We start from the raw sequence: 18,111 nt of genomic DNA, 5'->3' as shown, positions 1-18,111 counted from the left end.
CAACGCCGCCGCACCCGGACAACGACAGACGCCCCCGGCCCGATCCCCGCATCCCCCCAGCCCGCGCAGCGAATCAGGTGGACAACCGCCCCACTGCCGCCGCCACCCGCTCATCCGTGGCGGTCAGCGCCACCCGTACGAACGTCCCGCCCGCCGTGCCGTAGAAATCGCCCGGCGCGACCAGGATGCCCCGGTCCGCGAGGTGCGCGACCGTGTCCCAGCAGGACTCGCCGCGGGTGGCCCAGAGGTAGAGACCCGCCTCGCTGTGCTCGATCCGGAAGCCGTGGCCGAGCAGCGCCTCGCGCAGCGCCGTGCGGCGGGCGGCGTAGCGCTCGCGCTGCTCGTGCACGTGCGCGTCGTCGCCCAGGGCCGCGACCACCGCCGCCTGGGTCGGCGCCGGGGTCATCATGCCGCCGTGCTTGCGGATCTCCAGCAGCGGGGCCAGCACGGCCGGGTCACCGGCCAGGAAGGCGGCCCGGTAGCCGGCCAGGTTCGACCGCTTGGAGAGGGAGTGGACGGCGACGACACCGTCGTACGAACCGCCGTTGACGTCCGGGTGGAGCACCGAGACCGGATCGGCCTCCCAGCCCAGTTCGAGGTAGCACTCGTCGGCGACGACCAGGACGCCGTGCTCACGGGCCCAGGCGACGATCCGGGTCAGCTCCTCCTTGGCCAGTACCCGGCCCGTCGGGTTCGACGGGGAGTTCAGCCACAGCAGCCGCAGGCCCGTGGGGTCCAGCTCCGTCGGGTCGTCGTAGGTCTCGTGCCGGGCGCCGGCCAGGCGGGCGCCGACCTCGTACGTCGGGTAGGCCAGCCGGGGGTGGGCCACCTTGTCGCCGGGGCCGAGGCCCAGCTGGGTGGGGAGCCAGGCGACGAGTTCCTTGGAACCGACCACGGGCAGCACGTGGCGGTGGGTGACGTCCCGGGCGCCGAGACGGCGCCCCAGCCAGCCGGTGATCGCGTCACGCAGGTCGGCGGTGCCCCAGACGGTCGGATAGCCCGGCGAGTCGGCGGCGGCGGTCAGCGCCTTCTGGATCAGCTCGGGGACCGGGTCGACCGGGGTGCCGATGGACAGGTCGACGATGCCGTCGGGGTGCGCGGCGGCCGTCTTCTTGTAGGGCTCAAGGCTGTCCCAGGGGAATGCGGGAAGCCGGTCGCGGAGCGTTCCCTCTCCGAAGGAGCGGGCACGGGCGACGGGCGCGGGGTCGGACGGTGCGGACACGGTTACGGGCTCACTTTCGTCGGTACGGCAAACGCCTCGGTCCCGTACGGCGGCGATCAGGCCGTACGGGACCGAGGCGGCGGTGAGGATCCCCCGGTTCGTGCGGAGCCGGGGGCCGCGGGCCGTCGTGGTGCTGGTCTACTCGGCCTGCGGCGGCAGCGCGGCGATGAAGGGGTGGTCGCGCTCGATCAGCCCCAGCTTGCTGGCGCCGCCGGGGGAGCCCAGCTCGTCGAAGAACTCGACGTTCGCCTTGTAGTAGTCCTTCCACTCCTCCGGAGTGTCGTCTTCATAGAAGATCGCCTCGACCGGGCAGACCGGCTCACAGGCACCACAGTCGACGCATTCGTCCGGGTGGATGTACAAGGACCGCTGGCCCTCGTAGATGCAGTCGACCGGGCACTCCTCGATGCACGCCTTGTCCTTGACGTCGACACAAGGCTGCGCGATGACGTAGGTCACGCTGTCGTTCCTCCTCGATTGGGCGCCGGCGGGCCTCCTCAGGCTCCGCCGCCTGGCGCGCGGGAGCGCGGCGTCGTCGATGCCCAGCCCCTAGTATCTCCGTTCTTGGGCATGATCCGAACAGGAGGGGTGAACTGACCAGTGGAAATCTCTGCCGCCGGACGCCTCAAGGTCAATATCACCCCTGCTGACGTGGGTAAACGGGTCTCCGTACGACGCTTGATCGAACCCGGGAGCTCCACCCGTAAGTTCACCGACACGGTGGGTTTTCTCACATCCTGGAACGACGGTGTGCTGCTGATCACACGGAAGGACGGGCAGGTCGTCCAGGTCCCGGAATCCATGCTGGTCGCGGGCAAGACCGTACCGGCCGTACCGGCGCGGCGCCGGGGCCCGGCCGCCACGTACCAGGAACTCGCGCTCGTGTCCGCGCGGGCCTGGCAGCCGGTGGAGAGCGAACGGCTCGGCGAGTGGCAGCTGCGGGCGGCGGTCCAGGAGGTGCCGAGCCCGGCGCACGGTACGGCGTCTCCCGCCCGCCGGGCGGGCTTCACCCGGCGGGCCAACAGTGTCCTGCCGCTCGGCGACCCGGGTCTTCCGCTCGACGCGGCACTGGGGGCCGTACGACGCTGGTACGGCGAGCGCGGACTGCCCGCGTACGTGCAGACCGCGACCGGCGCCGCGGGCACGCAGGAACCGCTGTGCGCGGAGCTGGAGCGGCGAGGCTGGGTGCGCGAGGTGACCGCCGGACTGTGGACCGGGGCGCTCGGGCCGGTCGCGGACCGGGCCGAGGGCACCGCAGTGGTCCTGTCCCGGACGGTGGACGGGACCTGGCTGAGCAGGTACCAGCGCAAGGGGGTGAGCGACGTGGCCCTGCGAGTACTGGGCAGTGGGCCCTCGGTGTGGTTCGCGACCGTGTCCGGCGCGGACGAGGACGGCCCGGCCGCGATCGGCCGGTGCGTCGTGGACGGGCGGTGGGCCGGGTTCGCCGCCATCGAGGTGGATCCGGGGCAGCGCAGACGGGGGCTGGCCACCACGGTGATGGCGGCGCTGGCCCGACGGGCTCTCGACGAGGGCGCCTCGGCGGGCTGGCTCCAGGTCGAGGCGGACAACGCGGGGGCGCGGGCGCTGTACGAGGGTCTCGGCTTCGCCGCGCACCACTCCTACCACCACTACCGGGGGCCGGACGGCTCGGGCACCGGGTCGCGGAACGGACCGTCGTGAGCGGGCGCCGGCCCGCCATGCCTCCCCCGCACCCGCCGTCCCCGGAGCGCTCGGCCGAGGTACGGCGGCGGTTCGCGGCCGAGGCGCGGTCCGAACGGCCCGATCTGTCGATGCTGTGCCTGCTGCTCGGCGCGGAGGCGGACGGCGCGCTGGACGAGGCCGGTCTGGACGCGGCGCAGCTGGAACTGGACCGGCTCGCGGGGCAGCTGCCGTACCGGCCGGGCGGCCCCTCGGCCTGGGCCGAGGCGCTGCGCCGGCTGCTCGGGGAGCGCCACGGGTTCCACGGCGTCGCCGCGGACTACCGGCGGCTGGAGTCGTCGCTGCTGCATGCGGTGCTCAGGCGGCGGCGCGGGCTGCCGATCCTGCTGTCGGTGGTCTGGCTGGAGGTGGCCCGGCGGGCGGGGGCCCATGTGTACGGGGTGGCGTTGCCCGGGCACTTCGTCGTGGGGTTCGGCTCGGCCGGGGAACAGGTGCTGGCCGATCCCTTCGACGGCGGTCGGGTGCTCACCGGTACGGACACGGAGCTGCTGGTCGCCGGGGCGACGGGGGCGCCGCTCGAACCGTCCATGCTGGGGCCCACGGCGCCGCTCGACGTCGTCGTGCGGATCCTGAACAACGTCCGGGCGTGGGCGGCGGCCCGGCCGGAGCGGTCGGATGTGGCGCTGTGGGCGGTGGAGCTGGGGCTGTTGTTGCCGTCGCATCCGGCGCGGCTGCGGTACGAGCGGGCGCAGTTGCTTGTTCAGCGGGGGGAGTTCTGTGCCGGGGCGGCGGAGCTGGATGCGTATGCGGAGGTGTTGGAGGCGGCGGATGAGGTGGGGGCGGGGCGGGTGCGGTGGCAGGCGGATGCGGCGCGGGCGTTGTTGAACTAGCGGGGGTTGTTTCACTGGCGGGGGTGTCGGGTGCGGGTACGTTGTGGTGTTTGCGCAGTTCCCCGCGCCCCTAAGCAGCGGGTCGTTCTCGTCGGTCGAGTGCGCGTGCGTCGTGGTGTTTGCGCAGTTCCCCGCGCCCCTAAACAGCAGGCGAGTCTCGCCGGTCGGGTGCGGGTACGTCGTGGGATTTGCGCAGTTCCCCGCGCCCCTAAGCAGCAGGCGAGTCTCATCGGTCGGGTGCGGGTGCGTCGTGGGGTTCGCGCAGTTCCCCGCGCCCCTGAGCAGCGGGTCGTTCTCGTCGGTCGAGTGCGCGTACGTCGTGGGGTTCGCGCAGTTCCCCGCGCCCCTGAGCGCGTCGAGGTTGCCCCGTCTGCGGGCCGTGGGGGGCTACAGCCAGCCCTTTTCTCGGGCTATTCGTACCGCTTCTGCTCTGTTGCGGGCTGTCAGTTTCTGGATGGCTGTGGAGAGGTAGTTGCGGACCGTGCCCGGGGAGAGGTGGAGGGTCGCGGCCAGTTCCGCGTTGGTGGAGCCGTCGGCGGCGGTGCGCAGGATCTCGCGTTCGCGGTCGGTGAGCGGGTTGGCGCCGTCGGCGAGGGCCGCGGCGGCCAGCGTCGGGTCGATGACGCGTTCGCCGGCCAGCACCTTGCGCACGGCCTCGGCGAGCTGGGCGGCGGGGGCGTCCTTGACCAGGAACGCGTCCGCGCCCGCCTCCATCGCGCTGCGCAGATAGCCGGGGCGGCCGAACGTGGTGAGGACGACGAGCTTCACCCCGGGCAGCTCGCGGTGCACCTGGGCCGCGGCCTCGATACCGGTGCAGCCGGGCATCTCGATGTCGAGCAGGGCGACGTCCACGGTCTGCTCGCGCACCGCGGCCAGCACCTGGTCCCCGCGGGCCACCTGGGCGACGACCTCGATGTCGTCCTCCATGCCGAGCAGGGCGGCCAGCGCCTCGCGGACCATCGACTGGTCCTCGGCGAGGAGGACCCTGATCGTGCTGCTCATGCCGGGGATCCTAGGGCCGGACCGGTGGTCAGGGGCACCCGGGCCACCAGGCGGAAGCCGTGCCGGGCCCGCCCCGCCTCCAGGGTGCCGCCGGCCTTGGCCAGGCGTTCGGTCAGTCCGGTCAGGCCGTTGCCCGGGCCGGCGCCGGAACCGCCCGAGCCGTCGTCCTCGACGGAGAGTTCGAGGACCGGGCCGTCCAGGGTCTGGCGGCGCAGCACCTCCACCGCGCACCGCTGGGCGCCGCTGTGCCGTACGACGTTGGTGACCGCCTCGCGCAGCGCCCAGGCGAGCGCGGACTCGGCGGGCTCCGGCACCCCGGCGAGGTCCGGTTCGGCGGGCATCTGCGCGGTGACCCCGGCGGCGGTCAGGGCGGCCTGGGCGCCGGCGAGTTCGGCGGTGAGGCGGGGGCGCCGGTAGCCGGTGACCGCCTCGCGCACGTCGACCAGGGCCTGTCTGCCGACCCGTTCGATGTCGGCGACCTGCCGGGCCGCCTGGTCGGGGTGGTCGGGGAGCATCCGGCCCGCGAGTTCGCTCTTCAGCGTGATCAGTGAGAGGGAGTGGCCGAGCAGGTCGTGCAGGTCACGGGCGAGCCGCAGCCGCTCCTCGTTGGCGGCGACGAGCCGCGCGCGGGGGGCCCGGCGTGCGCTGGGCGCCCCTACGCGGCCGGGTCAGGACCGACCGTCGGGGTCCTGGCCGGCGGGGCGCTCACTTCGGGTCGGTGTCGATGACGGAGATCCGGCTGGTCTTGCTGGTCAGCGCGGTGCGCAGGGCGCCGTAGACGTCCTGCGGGGTGACGGGGGTCTTCTCGCCGTTGGCCCGGGTGATGAGCACGCCGTCGAAGGTCTGGCCGTAGAGGTTCTGCAGGGCGGTCAGGTCGGGCTTGTCGACCAGCTTGCCGTTGACGGCCGTGACCCTGAGGAACTTCCACAGGGAGTTCTGCGGGCTCAGCGAGACCGAGTGCGCCGGGTCCGTCTGCACGGTGACGGTCTGCGACATCGCGGGCTCGGCGAACTCCTTCATCTCGCGGTCGACCTCGGCGTTCGAGACCGTCGGCTGCTGGGTGGTGGTGGGCACGGTCACCGGGGCTGCCGTACCGGTCGCCACCAGCGTGCGGTACGCCTGCTCGACCGACTGGGCGGACTGGCCCGCGTCGATGCCCTTGCCGGCCTTGCCGTAGACGGCGACGGCCTTGCCGGACTCGAACTTGATCGTGCCGTCGGTGACCGAGCCGGACTCGCCGCCGAGATCCTTCAGGGCGGCCTGGAGCTTTTCCTCGTCGACCGGCATGACCGGCTGGATCTCGCGCTTCTGGCCGAACAGGGTGCCGATCACGGACACCGGGTTGTAGTCGCTGTGCGCCGCCGCGCTCACCGTGGCCTGGTAGTCGAACTGGAGGCCCGCGTTGTCCGGGTCCAGCGAGACGGTCCTGCCGCCCACCGACAGCTTCAGCGGTTTGCCGACCAGGCCGCCGAAGGTGTCGTCGAGCTTGTTGACGGCGTTGTCCCGGGTGCCGCCGCCGATGTCGACGCCGAGCACGGTGGTGCCCTTGGGCACGTCGGAGTGGTTCATCAGCAGCCCGGCGCCGTAGACACCGGCGCCGGCGACGACCACGACACCGCCGAGCAGCACCAGCTTGCTGCGGCCCTTCTTCTTGGGCTTGGCCTGCGGCACGTTCTGCGCGACCGGCTCGGGCAGCTTGGGGGCGGTGTGCGGCACCGGTCCCTCGGCGGCGCCGCCCGGCGCGAACGGGGCGCCCGGACCCGGCGGGACGACCGGGATGCCACTGGTGACGGTGTGTCCGGAGACGTTGTCGACGTGAGTGCCGTAGCCGGGCACGGGCGGTTCCGGGACCTGTTTCTGCGGGGTGAGGATGGCGGTGTCGTCGCTCAGTCCGCCGCCGGGGCCGAGGCCGCGGTGCGCGCCGACACCGGCGCCGGGACGCACCCCGGGTCCGCCCGGTCCGGCGGGGGCAGCGGGCCGGCCGGTGTCCGGGCCGCCGAAGGGCTCGCCCGGCGCCAGGCCGTGGTCGCCCTGGTCGTTCGGGCCGCCGACGGCGGGCGGCACCAGCGGTCCGTCCCCGGTGACCGGTCCGCTGGTCGGGCCGGCCGGTCCGCGGGGCCCGGTGAAACCTCCGGGGCCGCCGGGCCCGCCCTGCCCGTGGGGGCCGTCGAACCCGTTGCGCTCGGCGCCGCCGGGCCCGTTCTCCGCGAAGTACGGCAGGTCGTCGCGGCGCGGCTCGCCGGGGCCGTCCTGGCCGGGCCGCGCGCCGCCGCCCAGCGGGCCCGCGGCCAGTGCCTCGGTCACGTCGAAGGACCCGGTGCCGCCGCCGTGTCCGGGGGCGACGGGTCCGCCGGTGGCACCGGGCAGCCCCGCGCCCTTGCCCGCGCCGCCGCTCGGCCGGGTGGCGCCGGGCGCGCCCATCGCGCCGACGACTCCGCCGGGCCGGCCGCCGCCCGGCCGGGCCGCACCGGGCGCCCCGGGCGCCGGGCCCGTGGCGGGCGCGCCGCCCGCCGCCGAACCGCCGGGCGCCTGGGCCGCGTTGCCGCTGCCGCCGCCCGGACCGCCCTTGGCCGGGCCGGACTTGCGGGGGGCGAACCAGTCGCTGGTCTTCTCCTGGGCCGCGGCGGCGGGCTCGGCCGGAACCTCGGCGGGGCTCGGGGGCGGCGGGGCGGAGGCCGGCTGCGGGTCGGCGTCGGTGCCGGGGCCGTCGGTCTCCGCGACGGGCGTGCGCACGACGACCGGCGGGATGGGCCGCGATCCCGGGATGTTGATCCGGATCCGGGTCGTCAGCGTGGTCTCGGTCTTGCGTTCCTCCGGCTGCGTGGCCGAACGGCCCGCTTCCGTGCCGCCGTCGGCTGCCATGGGGGTCCCGTACGGGGGCGTGCCCGAGGGGTATGCGGCTCCGCCGTGCCCGTTGGGCCCGGAGGACGGAGTGTCAGTTTCACGGCTCAAGGCAGGTTCTCCCGGTTGGCTCCGCCGCCCATGACGACCTCGGTGTGGGGGTCCCCCCGGCTTGCGCGCGGTCGAGCGCTCGGGGGAGGCACGGCGGCGCGCACCACCATACTGGCCACGTCGGGCCCGTATCCCCGGACCGCTGGGGAAACCCACACCGGACTGGCACGTGCGCCGACCGGCGAAGTGGTACGTCACTTGGCAAGTCGGACTCAGCCGCCGCCGCGTGGCCGCCCCGGGCCGAGGGTGGCACAGATCACAGCGACGGCCATCCCGCCGAGCAGGAAGAGGTACGAGCCGCCGCCGGCGCCGAACAGGAAGTCACCTTCGGGCCGGCTGGCGGTGAGCAGCATGACGGCGACGATCCAGCCCGCCACGGACGCGACCGCCCCGGCACGCGAGGCGAGGGCGCGGGCCGCGCCGAGGAACAGCCCGGCGGCACCGGCCAGCGCGAGCAGCAGGCCGCCCGGGAACCAGCCGCTCTGCACCAGCGCCCCGGCGAGTGCCACCAGGGCGCCGCACACGAACAGCCCGGCGTAGGCCGCGACCCGCCCGGCGGAGGGGCGTTGCAGCGGCTGGGCCATCATCGGTCCGCGCTGTTGGGGCTGCTGGGGTCGGTGGGGTCCGGCTCCGCTCATGACGTCTCCTCGGGGCCGACCCCGGCGAACAGGTCGGTCTCCGGTGCGGTGGGCCGCGGCCCGCGCACCAACTCGTAGTACTCGGTGGTGAACAGCGGTTGCGCCCGTTCGTTGGAGAGTGCGAACCAGGGCTCGGCGACGGCGATCTGGGTGGCGTGGGCGCGCATCGCGGCGGCCTTGGCGGCGGCGTGCCCGGTGCCGTCGACCGCGGTGGTGATCCGGTCGTCGTCCACCACGCCGGGCAGGTCGTCGACATCGGCGCTCTCGGCGAAGGGCAGTGCGGGCAGGGCGTCCCGCAGCCGGACGAAGGCGGACTCGGCGACGGAGCGCGGGACGCGGTTCCAGTAGACCTTGGGGACGTTCCAGCCGGTGCCGGCGGCCAGTTCGACGGCGCGCATGGCGACGCGGTGGGCCTGGATGTGGTCCGGGTGCCCGTATCCGCCGTTGTCGTCGTAGGTGACCAGGACCTGGGGGCGCACCTCGCGGACGACCTCGGCGAGCAGCCCGGCGGCGGTGTCGGGGTCGGCCTGCCAGAAGCAGCCGGGGTCGTCGTTGTCGGGCAGTCCCATCATTCCGGAGTCGCCGTAGCGGCCGGCCCCGCCGAGCAGCCGGACGTCCTCGACGCCCACCTCGCGCAGGGCGGCCCGCAGCTCGGTCAGCCGGTGCGCGCCGAGGGCGGGCCCGGTCAGGTGCCGCAGCTGAGGCGGAATGACCTCGCCCCGCTCGCCCAGGGTGCAGGTGACCAGCGTCACCTGGACGCCCTGGGCCGCGTACCGGGCCATGGTGGCGCCGTTGTTGATCGACTCGTCGTCGGGGTGGGCGTGCACCAGCAGCAGACGCCGGGCCGGGGGTTCTCCCGGCCGGAGACCGGAAGAGGACTGTTCCGTCATACGTCCCACCCTACGAGGGCGGGACCCAGGTACGGCGAAGAGGGACGACGACGGTGCGCGCGGTGAGCGGCCGGAGCCCGTCCGGTGGTGTCCCGGCTGCCGGGAGCGGCCGTACGGGCAAGGGCGGCGCGGCTCGTCCGGCGTCGGGACGGCCACGACCCCGGCACCGGCCACGCCCGCAACCCCAGGCACGCCGAAGCCGGCCCCCGCCTCCGGTTCCCACCGGGGGTCTGGGCCGGCTTCCTCGCCTACGCGTCCGAGGGCTCAACCAGCCGTCGGCACACGGGTCGGGTGCGGCTGGGCTCCGGGCGCGCCGCGCCGGTGGAGCCCAGCCACGCGGCGGATCAGAACTTGATGCCGCCGATCATGCTGGCGACGTTCGTCGTCAGTTCGCTGATCGTGGGCGCGATGGTGGAGGAGGCGAGATAGAAGCCGAGCAGCATGCAGACGGCCGCGTGGCCGCCCTTCAGCCCTGACTTCTTGATCAGCAGGAAGACGATGATCGCCAGCAGCACCACCGCCGAAATCGAGAGTGCCACGGCGGCTCACCTCCAAAGATCCCAGGGACACGGGGGGGTCGGACTATGCGGTATGTGGATCAGTTGTCGAGCGGAACAGCAAATCCATACAGGAGCCAGCAGGTTCATACCCACTCAGCGGTAGTGATCATAACTATCCGTACTCGCGCATCGGTCGGCGCACGGCCGCACAAGGGGGCGCATGGCCAATATGGTCAAGGCATGACGACCGACCCTGAATCCTTCCCCCGCCGACACGCACGGACCCAGCGGTTCACCCTCGGCGCGCCGCGCGCGTTCACCGTGGCACCCGACGGATCCCGCGTCGCGTTCCTGCGCTCGAATTCCGGTACGGAACGGGCGAACTCGCTGTGGGTGCTCGACCCGGCGGACGGCCGGGAGCGCCTCGCGGCCGACCCGTACGCCCTGCTCGGCGGCGCTGCCGAGCGTCTGTCACCCGAGGAGCGGGCGCGCCGCGAGCGCAGCCGCGAGGGCGGGGCCGGCATCGTCGGCTACGCCGCCGACGCGGCCCTGGAGTTGGCCGCTTTTGCGTTGTCGGGGCGGCTTTTCACGGCGGAGCTGCGGGCCGGCACGGCGCGTGAACTCCCGGTTCCCGGGCCGGTGATCGACCCTCGCCCCGCCCCCGACGGACGGCATGTCGCCTATGTCGCGCAAGGTGCCCTGCGGGTGGTGGACGCGGCGGGCGAGCACGACCGGGCGCTGGCGGAGCCGGAGTCGGACGGGGTGACCTACGGTCTCGCCGAGTTCGTCGCGGCCGAGGAGATGGGCCGGGCGCGGGGCTTCTGGTGGGCGCCGGAGTCGGACCGGCTGCTCGTGGCGCGCGCGGACGACACGCCGGTGCAGCGCTGGTGGATCGCCGACCCCGCCCGTCCGGAGCGTGAGCCACACCACGTCGCCTACCCGGCGGCGGGCACCGCGAACGCGGACGTGCAGTTGTTCGTGATCGGTCTGGACGGGTCGCGCACGGAGGTCGTCTGGGATCGCGCGCGCTATCCGTATCTGGCACGTGTGCACTGGTCAGAGGCGGGTGCGCCGCTGCTCCTGGTGCAGGCGCGCAACCAGCGCAGCCAGCTGTACCTGGCCGTCGACCCGGACTCGGGGGCGACCCGGATGGTGCACGCCGATGAAGATCCAACTTGGCTTGATCTTTTCCCCGGGGTGCCGTGCTGGAGCCCGTCGGGACAGCTCGTGCGGATCGCGGACGAGGGCGGTGCACGGGTCCTCGCGGTGGGTGAACGCCCGTTGACCGGGGCGCAGTTGCACATTCGCGCGGTGCTCGACGTGGGCGCCGAGGACGTGCTGGTGGCGGCCTCCGCGGGGGCGGAGGCGGATCCCGCGCGCCAGTCCGCCGAGATCGGCGAGGTGCATGTGTACCGGGTGAACGAGCTGGGCGTGGAGCGCCTGTCGCGGGAGCCCGGGGTGCACACCGCGGTGCGCGCCGGGGGCGTGCTGGTGCTGGTCTCGACGACGCTCGACCGGCCGGGCGCGCGGTACCAGGTGCTGCGTGACGGAAAACCGACGGCGACTGTCCTGTCATATGCCGAAGACCCTGGTTTGTCCCCGCGCGTGACGTTGACAGAGGGGGGCGCACGCCGAATTCCGTGCGCCGTGCTTATGCCACGGGACTACCACTCCGACACTCCCCTGCCCGTGCTCCTCGACCCTTATGGCGGACCGCACGGTTCCCGGGTGGTCGCCGCGCACAACGCCCATCTGACCTCGCAGTGGTTCGCCGACCAGGGTTTCGCGGTGGTCGTCGCCGACGGCCGCGGCACCCCCGGCCGCTCGCCGGCCTGGGAGAAGGCGGTCCACCACGACTTCACCATCACCCTCGACGACCAGATCGAGGCGCTCCAGGACCTCGCCAGGACCCACCCGCTGGACCTGGACCGGGTGGCGATCCGCGGCTGGTCCTACGGCGGCTACCTGGCAGCCCTCGCCGTGCTGCGCCGCCCGGACGTCTTCCACGCGGGCGTCGCGGGCGCCCCGGTCACCGACCTCCGGCTGTACGACACCCACTACACCGAGCGCTACCTCGGCGACCCGGCCGAGGAGCCCGAGGCGTACGCCCACAGCTCCCTCGTCACCGACGACGGCCTGTCGGCCCCGGCCGAGCCGCACCGCCCGCTGATGATCGTGCACGGGCTGGCCGACGACAACGTGGTGGTCGCGCACTCCCTCCGGCTGTCCTCCGCACTGCTGGCCGCGGGCCGCCCGCACGAGGTGCTGCCGCTGTCCGGCGTCACGCACATGACGCCGCAGGAACAGGTCGCCGAGAATCTGCTGCTGCTCCAGGTGGACTTCCTCAAGCGCTCCCTGGGCCTGGCATAACGGGTCAAACACCGGCAGAACGCTTTAACACTGAGGCAACTTCACGGAAGCGGTACCGATATACGGACCCGGGAAGCTGAACAGCGTACGGCCGTGCGGGTGCCGTGAAACGGGCCGGGGTGCGCCATGTCACCCCGGCCCGTTGCCGTGCGCCGACCATCCCCTTGCCGTGTGCCGTCCGGGCCGTCGTCGTGCGTCGTCCGGACCCCGGCCGTGCGTCACCCCGGCCCGTTGCCGTGCCCCTCCTCCACCGGCACCACCTGCTTCTCCTCGGCGAACAGGCAGGCCGAGGCGTGGGCCGCCGGTGCGGACGTGCGGCGGAACGCCTCCGGGACCGCGAGCGCCGGCACCTCCAGGGCGCACCGCTCCTGTGCCTTCCAGCAGCGGGTGCGGAACCGGCAGCCCGAGGGGATGTCCGTCGGGGACGGCACGTCGCCCGTCAGGATGATCCGCTCGCGGTGCTCCCGGGCCGCCGGGTCGGGCACCGGCACCGCGGAGAGCAGCGCCTGGGTGTAGGGGTGCGTCGGATGGTCGTAGATCTCGGTGTCGCTGCCCGTCTCCACGATCCGCCCGAGGTACATCACCCCGACCCGGTCCGAGATGTGCCGCACGATCGACAGGTCGTGCGCGATGAAGACGTAGGAGAGGCCGAACTCCGCCTGGAGCCGCGCCAGCAGATTGATCACCTGTGCCTGGACCGACACGTCCAGCGCGGACACCGGCTCGTCGGCGACGATGACCTCGGGGCGCAGCGCCAGCGCCCGCGCGATGCCGATGCGCTGCCGCTGTCCCCCGGAGAACTGGTGCGGATAGCGGCCCGCGTACTCCGGGTCGAGGCCGACCACGTCCAGCAGTTCCCGCACCCGGCCGCGCCGCTCGCCCTTGGGGGCGGCCGCCGGGTGGATCTCGAACGGTTCCCCGACGATGTCGCCCACCGTCATCCGCGGGTTGAGGGAGGTGTACGGATCCTGGAAGACCATCTGGATGTTGCGCCGTACGGCCTTCAGGGCCCGGCCGGTCAGCCGGGTGATGTCCTCGCCCTTGAACCGGATCGAACCGGCCGTCGGCCGTTCCAGGCTGCACAGCAGCCGGGCGAGCGTCGACTTGCCGCAGCCCGACTCGCCCACCAGGCCCAGGGTTTCGCCCCTGGCCAGCGCGAAGTCGACGCCGTCGACCGCCTTCACCGCGCCGATCTGCCTCTTGAAGAGGATGCCCCGGGTGAGCGGGTAGTGCTTGACGAGGCCGTCGGCCTCCAGGATCGGCTCAGCCATGCAGGCACTCCCGCCAGAAGTGGCAGGCGCTCGTGCGGTCCTCGCCCGCGGTGTACGGCGGGGGCTCGTCCGTCCGGCACACGTCCCGCGCCATCGGACAGCGGGGGTGGAAGGCACAGCCGGACGGGACGTGCAGGAGGTTCGGCGGCTGGCCCTTGATCGCGTACAGCTCCCGGCCCTTCTGGCCGAGGCGCGGGACGGAGTCCAGCAGCCCCCGGGTGTAGGGGTGCGCGGGCGCCTTGTAGATGTCGTGCACCGGGGCCGATTCGACGATCCGGCCCGCGTACATCACGGCGATGGTGTCGGCGACGTCCGCGACCACGCCCAGGTCGTGGGTGATCAGGACGAGCCCCATGGTGGACTCCCGCTGCAACTCGGCGAGCAGGTCCATCACCTGGGCCTGGACGGTCACGTCGAGGGCGGTGGTGGGTTCGTCGGCGATCACCAGGGCCGGTTCCAGCGCCAGCGCCATGGCGATCATGATGCGCTGGCGCATGCCGCCGGAGAACTGGTGCGGATAGTCGCGTACGCGCTGCGCGGCGCCCGGGATGCGCACCCGGTCCATCAGCTCGACCGCCCGCACCCGGGCGTCCTTCTTCGACAGGCCGCGGTGCACCACGAACATCTCGCCGAGCTGGTCGCCCACGCTGAGCACCGGGTTCAGGGCGGACAGCGCGTCCTGGAAGATCATGGCCAGTTCGGCGCCGCGGATCTTCCGCCGCTCCTCCTCCTTCAGTTTCAGCAGGTCCCGGCCCCGGAAGAGGATCTCGCCGCCGGTGATCCGCGCGGGCGGCACGTCCAGGATGCCCAGGACGGCCTGCGCGGTCACCGACTTGCCGGAGCCGGACTCGCCGAGCACGGCGAGGGTCCGGCCCGCGTCCACCCGGCACGAGACGCCGTCCACGGCCCGGACGACGCCGTCCCGCATCCGGAACTCCACGCGCAGGTCACGCACGTCGAGCAGCACGCCGGCTCACCTCAGCTTCGGGTCGAGGGCGTCGCGCACCGCGTCGCCGAGCATGATGAACGCGAGCACGGTCAGCGCCAGCGCCCCGGCGGGCCACAGCAGCACGTGCGGGGCGTTGCGGATGAACGGGGAGGCGGCGGAGATGTCGATCCCCCAGGAGACGCTGGGCGGTCTGAGACCGACGCCGAGGTACGACAGGGTCGCCTCCAGCGCGATGTAGGTGCCGAGCGCGATGGTCGCCACCACGATCACCGGCGCGACGGCGTTCGGCGCGATGTGCCGCAGCAGGATGCGGGCGGGCGAGGCGCCGAGCACGCGGGCGGCCTGCACATAGTCGTGCTGCCGGGCGGTGATGACCGCGCCGCGCGCGATGCGGGCGATCTGCGGCCAGCCCAGCAGCACCATGAACCCGACGACCGGCCAGACCGTGGTGCCGGGCACCACGGAGAGCAGCACCAGGCCGCCGAGCACGACCGGGATCGCGAAGAACACGTCGGTGACCCGGGACAGGACGGAGTCCCACACGCCGCCGAAGAACCCGGCGAGTCCGCCGAGGACCGAGCCGAGGACGGCCACCCCGAGGGTGGCGCAGACGCCGACCGTGACGGAGGCGCGGGCGCCGTACACGGTCCGCGTGTAGACGTCGCAGCCCTGGCCGTCGAAGCCGAAGGGGTGGCCGGGCCGTGAGCCCTCCTGGGCCATGACGAGGTCGCACTTGAGGGGGTTGCCGGAGGTGATCAGCGACGGCCACAGGGCGATCACCACGAGGAAGACGATGACCAGGCCGGAGGCGAGGAAGACCGGGTTGCGGCGCAGGTCGCGCCAGGCGTCGGACCACAGGCTGCGCGGTCTGCCCCGGGGGCCGGTGCCCGCGGGCCCGCCGGGCGTCCGCTCCAGCGTGGCCGCCTCGCCCGCCGCGAGGTCCATCGCGGCGCCCATGCCCGCCGGGGAGACGGCGCCCTCGGAGTCGTACTGCTCAGGCATAGCGGATCCTCGGATCGAGTACGGCGTACAGCAGGTCGACGAGCAGGTTGGCGATCAGGAAGATCAGCACGAGGACGGTGACGAAGCCGACGACGGTCTGCGTGTTCTGCCGCAGGATGCCCTGGTAGAGCTGGTAGCCGACGCCGTGGATGTTGAAGATCCGCTCGGTGACGATCGCGCCGCCCATCAGGGCGCCGATGTCGGCGCCGATGAAGGTGACGACGGGGATGAGGGAGTTGCGCAGCAGGTGCCGGGTGATGATCCGGCGCCGGGGCAGGCCCTTGGCGATCGCCGTGCGGACGTAGTCGGCGCGCCGGTTCTCCGCGAGGGAGGTGCGGGTCAGCCGGGTGACGTAGGCGAGCGAGACGGAGGCCAGGACGAGGCCCGGCACGATCAGTTCGCCGACGGCGGCCTCCGGCGAGACGGACGGTCTGATCCAGCCCCACTCGACGCCGAGCAGCAGTTGCAGCAGCAGACCGGTGACGAAGGTCGGTACGGAGATGACGACCAGGGTGGCCAGCAGCACGCCGGTGTCGACGGGCCGCCCGCGGCGCAGCCCCGTCACCACGCCCAGCGCGATGCCGATGACGATCTCGAAGAGGACGGCCACGATCGTCAGCCGGACGGTGACGGGGAACGCCGTGGCCATCAACTCGGTGACCGGCCGGCCGTTGAACGCCGTGCCGAAGTCGCCGGTGAAGACGTTCCCCATGTACGTCAGGTACTGCCGCCACACCGGTCGGTCGAGTCCGAACTCCCTTCTGAGCTGGGCGGCGGTCGCCGGATCGCACTGCCGCTCGCCGCACAGACCCGCGATCGGGTCGCCCATCACGTTCACCATCAGGAAGATCAGCAGTGTGGCCCCGACGAACACCGGGACCATCTGGAGCAGCCGCCGGACGACGTAGCGTCCCATGGCGGCTCAGCCGACCCTGATCTGGTCGTAGACCGGGACGCTGAACGGATTGAGCGTCACGTCGGACAGCCGGCGTGAGTAGCCCGCGCTGCCGTTCTGGTACCAGAGCGGGATGGCCGCCATGTGGTCCCGGACGACCCTCTCGGCCTGCTGGAAGCCGGCGATGGCCGCGCCCCGGTCGGTCTCGGCGTTGGCCCGGTCGACGAGCCGGTCGAAGTCCGCGTCGGACCACTTGCCGTCGTTGGAGGAGGCGTCGGTGTAGTAGAGCGGCTGGAGGAAGTTCTGGATGAGCGGGTAGTCCATCTGCCAGCCGGCCCGGAACGGGCCGGTCATCCGGCGCCGGGCGATCTGGTTGCGGAAGTCGGCGAAGGTGCCCACCGGGTTGCCGACGCAGGCCCGGTCGTCGCCGAGCGCGTTGTTGATGGAGTTGCACACGGCGTCCACCCAGTCCCGGTGCGAACCGGTGTCCGCGTTGTAGGTGATCCTGACCTGTCCGCCGGGGATCCCGCCGCCCTCCTCGACCAGTCTCCTGGCCTCGGCGGGGTCGTGGTCGCAGGCCCTGCCGCACAGCCCGGCCTGGAAGCCGCCGGCGGTGCCGAGGACCGGTGAGGTCCAGTCGGTGGCCGGGGTACGGGTGCCGCGGAAGATCGTGTCGGTGATCTGCCTGCGGTCGATCGCCATGGACAGTCCGGTGCGGACCTTCTCGGCGCCTGGCTTGTTCCAGTCCTTGTCGTAGTAGGGGAAGGCGAGGGTCTGGATGATGCCGGCCGGGCTGTTGATGTAGCGGTCGCCGAGGTCGCTGCGGACGTTCCTGAGCTGGGCGGCCGGGATGTCGTCGACCAGGTCGAGGTTGCCGGCCAGCAGATCCGTGTAGGCGGTGTTGCTGTCGGTGTAGACCTTGAGGTCCACGCCGGCGTTGCGGGCCTTGTCCGCGCCGGGGTAGCGGTCCCACTTCCGCAGGGACATCTGGAAGCCGCGGGTGTAAGAGTCGATGGTGTACGGGCCGTTGCCGACGGGCTTTTTCAGCCAGGCCGCGTGGTCGGTGAAGAACGCTCGTGGCAGTGGGGCGTAGGCCGCGTAGCCGAGGGTGTCCGGGAAGCTGGAGAACGTCTGGTTCAGCCGGACCGTGAAGGTGCGGTCGTCGACGGCCGTGAGCCCGGAGAGGGTGTCGGCGTGCTGGGCGCCACTGGCCGGGTGGACCTTGTCGTAGCCCTCGATGTAACGGAAGAAGTAGGCGTTCCGCTGGTTGTTGCGCAGGCTCGCGCCGTAGTTCCAGGCGTCGACGAAGGACTTCGCGGTCACCTTCTCGCCGTTGGAGAAGGTCCAGCCGTCCCTGAGCGTGATCCTGAAGTTCCGCGAGTCCGAGGTGTCGATCCGCCGCGCCAGCATGTCGGTGGCCCGGCCGGTCGTCGAGTCGTACTTCTTCAGGCCGCGGAAGATCATGTCGAGGACCTTGCCGCCCTGGACCTCGTTGGTGTTCGCGGGCTCCAGCGGGTTCTGCGGGTCGCCCCAGGAGGCGCCGAGCACGCCGGGCGGGGACGCGCCGTCGGCACCGCCGCCGCAGGCCGCCGCGGCGAGCGCCACCGCCATCGCGCCGGTGGCCCATTTCGCCCGCGTGGCTGAGCGCATGGCGTGCCTCCTCCGTGAGCGCCACTCACTTACCGGTCAATACCAGACCAAATCACATGTATTGCTGGCATTCCGCACAGGAGAGGGACTTTCGGGGGGCGGGGTCATCCGGATGCGCGAGACACCGGGAGCGCGTCGCGGAGACCGCGAACGGAGGGCGCAATGGATCTTCACACTCCGATGCCGAACCGTTGGATTGCGTCCCGCCGGTGTACGGATTT

15 protein-coding genes and 1 pseudogene are annotated in these 18,111 nt (G+C 72.6%); 3 read left to right on the top strand and 13 right to left on the bottom strand.

Annotation, left to right across the window (positions count from 1 at the left end):
• Nucleotides 1–73: 73 nt before the first annotated feature.
• Together ACFY2B_RS03505 and fdxA are read right to left on the bottom strand one after the other, a co-directional pair.
• On the bottom strand, nucleotides 74–1,222 hold the full coding sequence (locus ACFY2B_RS03505) for a bifunctional succinyldiaminopimelate transaminase/glutamate-prephenate aminotransferase (protein WP_390761431.1): 1,149 nt from the start codon (nucleotides 1,220–1,222) through the stop codon (nucleotides 74–76).
• A 138-nt stretch (nucleotides 1,223–1,360) separates the two neighbouring features.
• Nucleotides 1,361–1,681 (bottom strand): ferredoxin, encoded by a 321-nt coding sequence (fdxA, locus tag ACFY2B_RS03500; RefSeq protein WP_030929316.1) that lies wholly within the window; start codon nucleotides 1,679–1,681, stop codon nucleotides 1,361–1,363.
• A gap of 141 nt (nucleotides 1,682–1,822) precedes the next feature.
• Between fdxA and ACFY2B_RS03495 the strand changes: the two genes are divergently transcribed.
• Together ACFY2B_RS03495 and ACFY2B_RS03490 are read left to right on the top strand one after the other, a co-directional pair.
• On the top strand, nucleotides 1,823–2,902 hold the full coding sequence (locus ACFY2B_RS03495; protein ID WP_390761430.1) for a GNAT family N-acetyltransferase: 1,080 nt from the start codon (nucleotides 1,823–1,825) through the stop codon (nucleotides 2,900–2,902).
• Between the two features lie 17 nt (nucleotides 2,903–2,919).
• Nucleotides 2,920–3,771: a tetratricopeptide repeat protein gene (locus ACFY2B_RS03490; protein ID WP_390761429.1), complete on the top strand. Its 852-nt coding sequence runs from the start codon at nucleotides 2,920–2,922 to the stop codon at nucleotides 3,769–3,771.
• 387 nt (nucleotides 3,772–4,158) lie between these two features.
• Here ACFY2B_RS03490 and ACFY2B_RS03485 read toward each other — a convergent pair whose 3' ends face one another.
• From ACFY2B_RS03485 to ACFY2B_RS03460, 6 genes and pseudogenes are all read right to left on the bottom strand, one after another.
• Nucleotides 4,159–4,773: a response regulator transcription factor gene (locus ACFY2B_RS03485; protein ID WP_390761428.1), complete on the bottom strand. Its 615-nt coding sequence runs from the start codon at nucleotides 4,771–4,773 to the stop codon at nucleotides 4,159–4,161.
• Nucleotides 4,770–5,411: pseudogene (locus ACFY2B_RS03480) on the bottom strand (sensor histidine kinase); the annotation flags it as partial. The gene ACFY2B_RS03485 and the pseudogene ACFY2B_RS03480, both read right to left, overlap by 4 nt.
• 67 nt (nucleotides 5,412–5,478) lie before the next feature.
• A complete protein-coding gene (locus ACFY2B_RS03475) occupies nucleotides 5,479–7,725 on the bottom strand; it encodes a hypothetical protein (RefSeq protein ID WP_390761427.1) in 2,247 nt (748 codons plus the stop codon).
• Nucleotides 7,726–7,937: 212 nt separating this feature from the next.
• Nucleotides 7,938–8,363, bottom strand: coding sequence for a DUF6113 family protein (locus ACFY2B_RS03470; protein WP_390761426.1), 426 nt, complete (start codon nucleotides 8,361–8,363; stop codon nucleotides 7,938–7,940).
• Entirely contained in the window at nucleotides 8,360–9,253 is an 894-nt protein-coding gene (gene mshB / locus ACFY2B_RS03465; protein WP_390761425.1) for an N-acetyl-1-D-myo-inositol-2-amino-2-deoxy-alpha-D-glucopyranoside deacetylase, read from the bottom strand. Before mshB ends, ACFY2B_RS03470 begins: the two co-directional genes overlap by 4 nt.
• 344 nt (nucleotides 9,254–9,597) lie before the next feature.
• Nucleotides 9,598–9,792, bottom strand: a complete 195-nt coding sequence (locus ACFY2B_RS03460) for a hypothetical protein (protein WP_376529747.1) — start codon at nucleotides 9,790–9,792, stop codon at nucleotides 9,598–9,600.
• Between the two features lie 201 nt (nucleotides 9,793–9,993).
• On the opposite strand from ACFY2B_RS03460, the gene ACFY2B_RS03455 reads away from it, so the two are divergent.
• Nucleotides 9,994–12,123: an alpha/beta fold hydrolase gene (locus ACFY2B_RS03455; RefSeq protein WP_390761424.1), complete on the top strand. Its 2,130-nt coding sequence runs from the start codon at nucleotides 9,994–9,996 to the stop codon at nucleotides 12,121–12,123.
• 218 nt (nucleotides 12,124–12,341) lie between these two features.
• Here the strand turns inward: ACFY2B_RS03455 and ACFY2B_RS03450 are convergent, their stop codons facing one another.
• The 5 genes from ACFY2B_RS03450 to ACFY2B_RS03430 are packed head-to-tail and all read right to left on the bottom strand — an operon-like array spanning nucleotide 12,342 to nucleotide 17,890.
• Entirely contained in the window at nucleotides 12,342–13,394 is a 1,053-nt protein-coding gene (locus ACFY2B_RS03450) for an ABC transporter ATP-binding protein (protein ID WP_390761423.1), read from the bottom strand.
• Nucleotides 13,387–14,361, bottom strand: a complete 975-nt coding sequence (locus ACFY2B_RS03445; protein ID WP_390761422.1) for an ABC transporter ATP-binding protein — start codon at nucleotides 14,359–14,361, stop codon at nucleotides 13,387–13,389. The genes ACFY2B_RS03450 and ACFY2B_RS03445 overlap by 8 nt, the downstream gene beginning before the upstream one ends.
• Before the next feature lie 6 nt (nucleotides 14,362–14,367).
• Complete coding sequence (locus ACFY2B_RS03440) at nucleotides 14,368–15,345, bottom strand: ABC transporter permease (protein ID WP_390761421.1); 978 nt, start codon at nucleotides 15,343–15,345, stop codon at nucleotides 14,368–14,370.
• Nucleotides 15,338–16,261 (bottom strand): ABC transporter permease, encoded by a 924-nt coding sequence (locus ACFY2B_RS03435; protein ID WP_390761420.1) that lies wholly within the window; start codon nucleotides 16,259–16,261, stop codon nucleotides 15,338–15,340. Before ACFY2B_RS03435 ends, ACFY2B_RS03440 begins: the two co-directional genes overlap by 8 nt.
• Nucleotides 16,262–16,267: 6 nt before the next feature.
• On the bottom strand, nucleotides 16,268–17,890 hold the full coding sequence (locus tag ACFY2B_RS03430; RefSeq protein WP_390761419.1) for an ABC transporter substrate-binding protein: 1,623 nt from the start codon (nucleotides 17,888–17,890) through the stop codon (nucleotides 16,268–16,270).
• Nucleotides 17,891–18,111 lie beyond the last annotated feature (221 nt).

Origin of the sequence: Streptomyces sp. NPDC001270 (genome assembly GCF_042896695.1) — a bacterium.
GTDB lineage: Bacteria > Actinomycetota > Actinomycetes > Streptomycetales > Streptomycetaceae > Streptomyces.
Note: the sequence above shows the minus strand (reverse complement) of the source record. Positions and strands in the feature narration are given on the sequence as shown.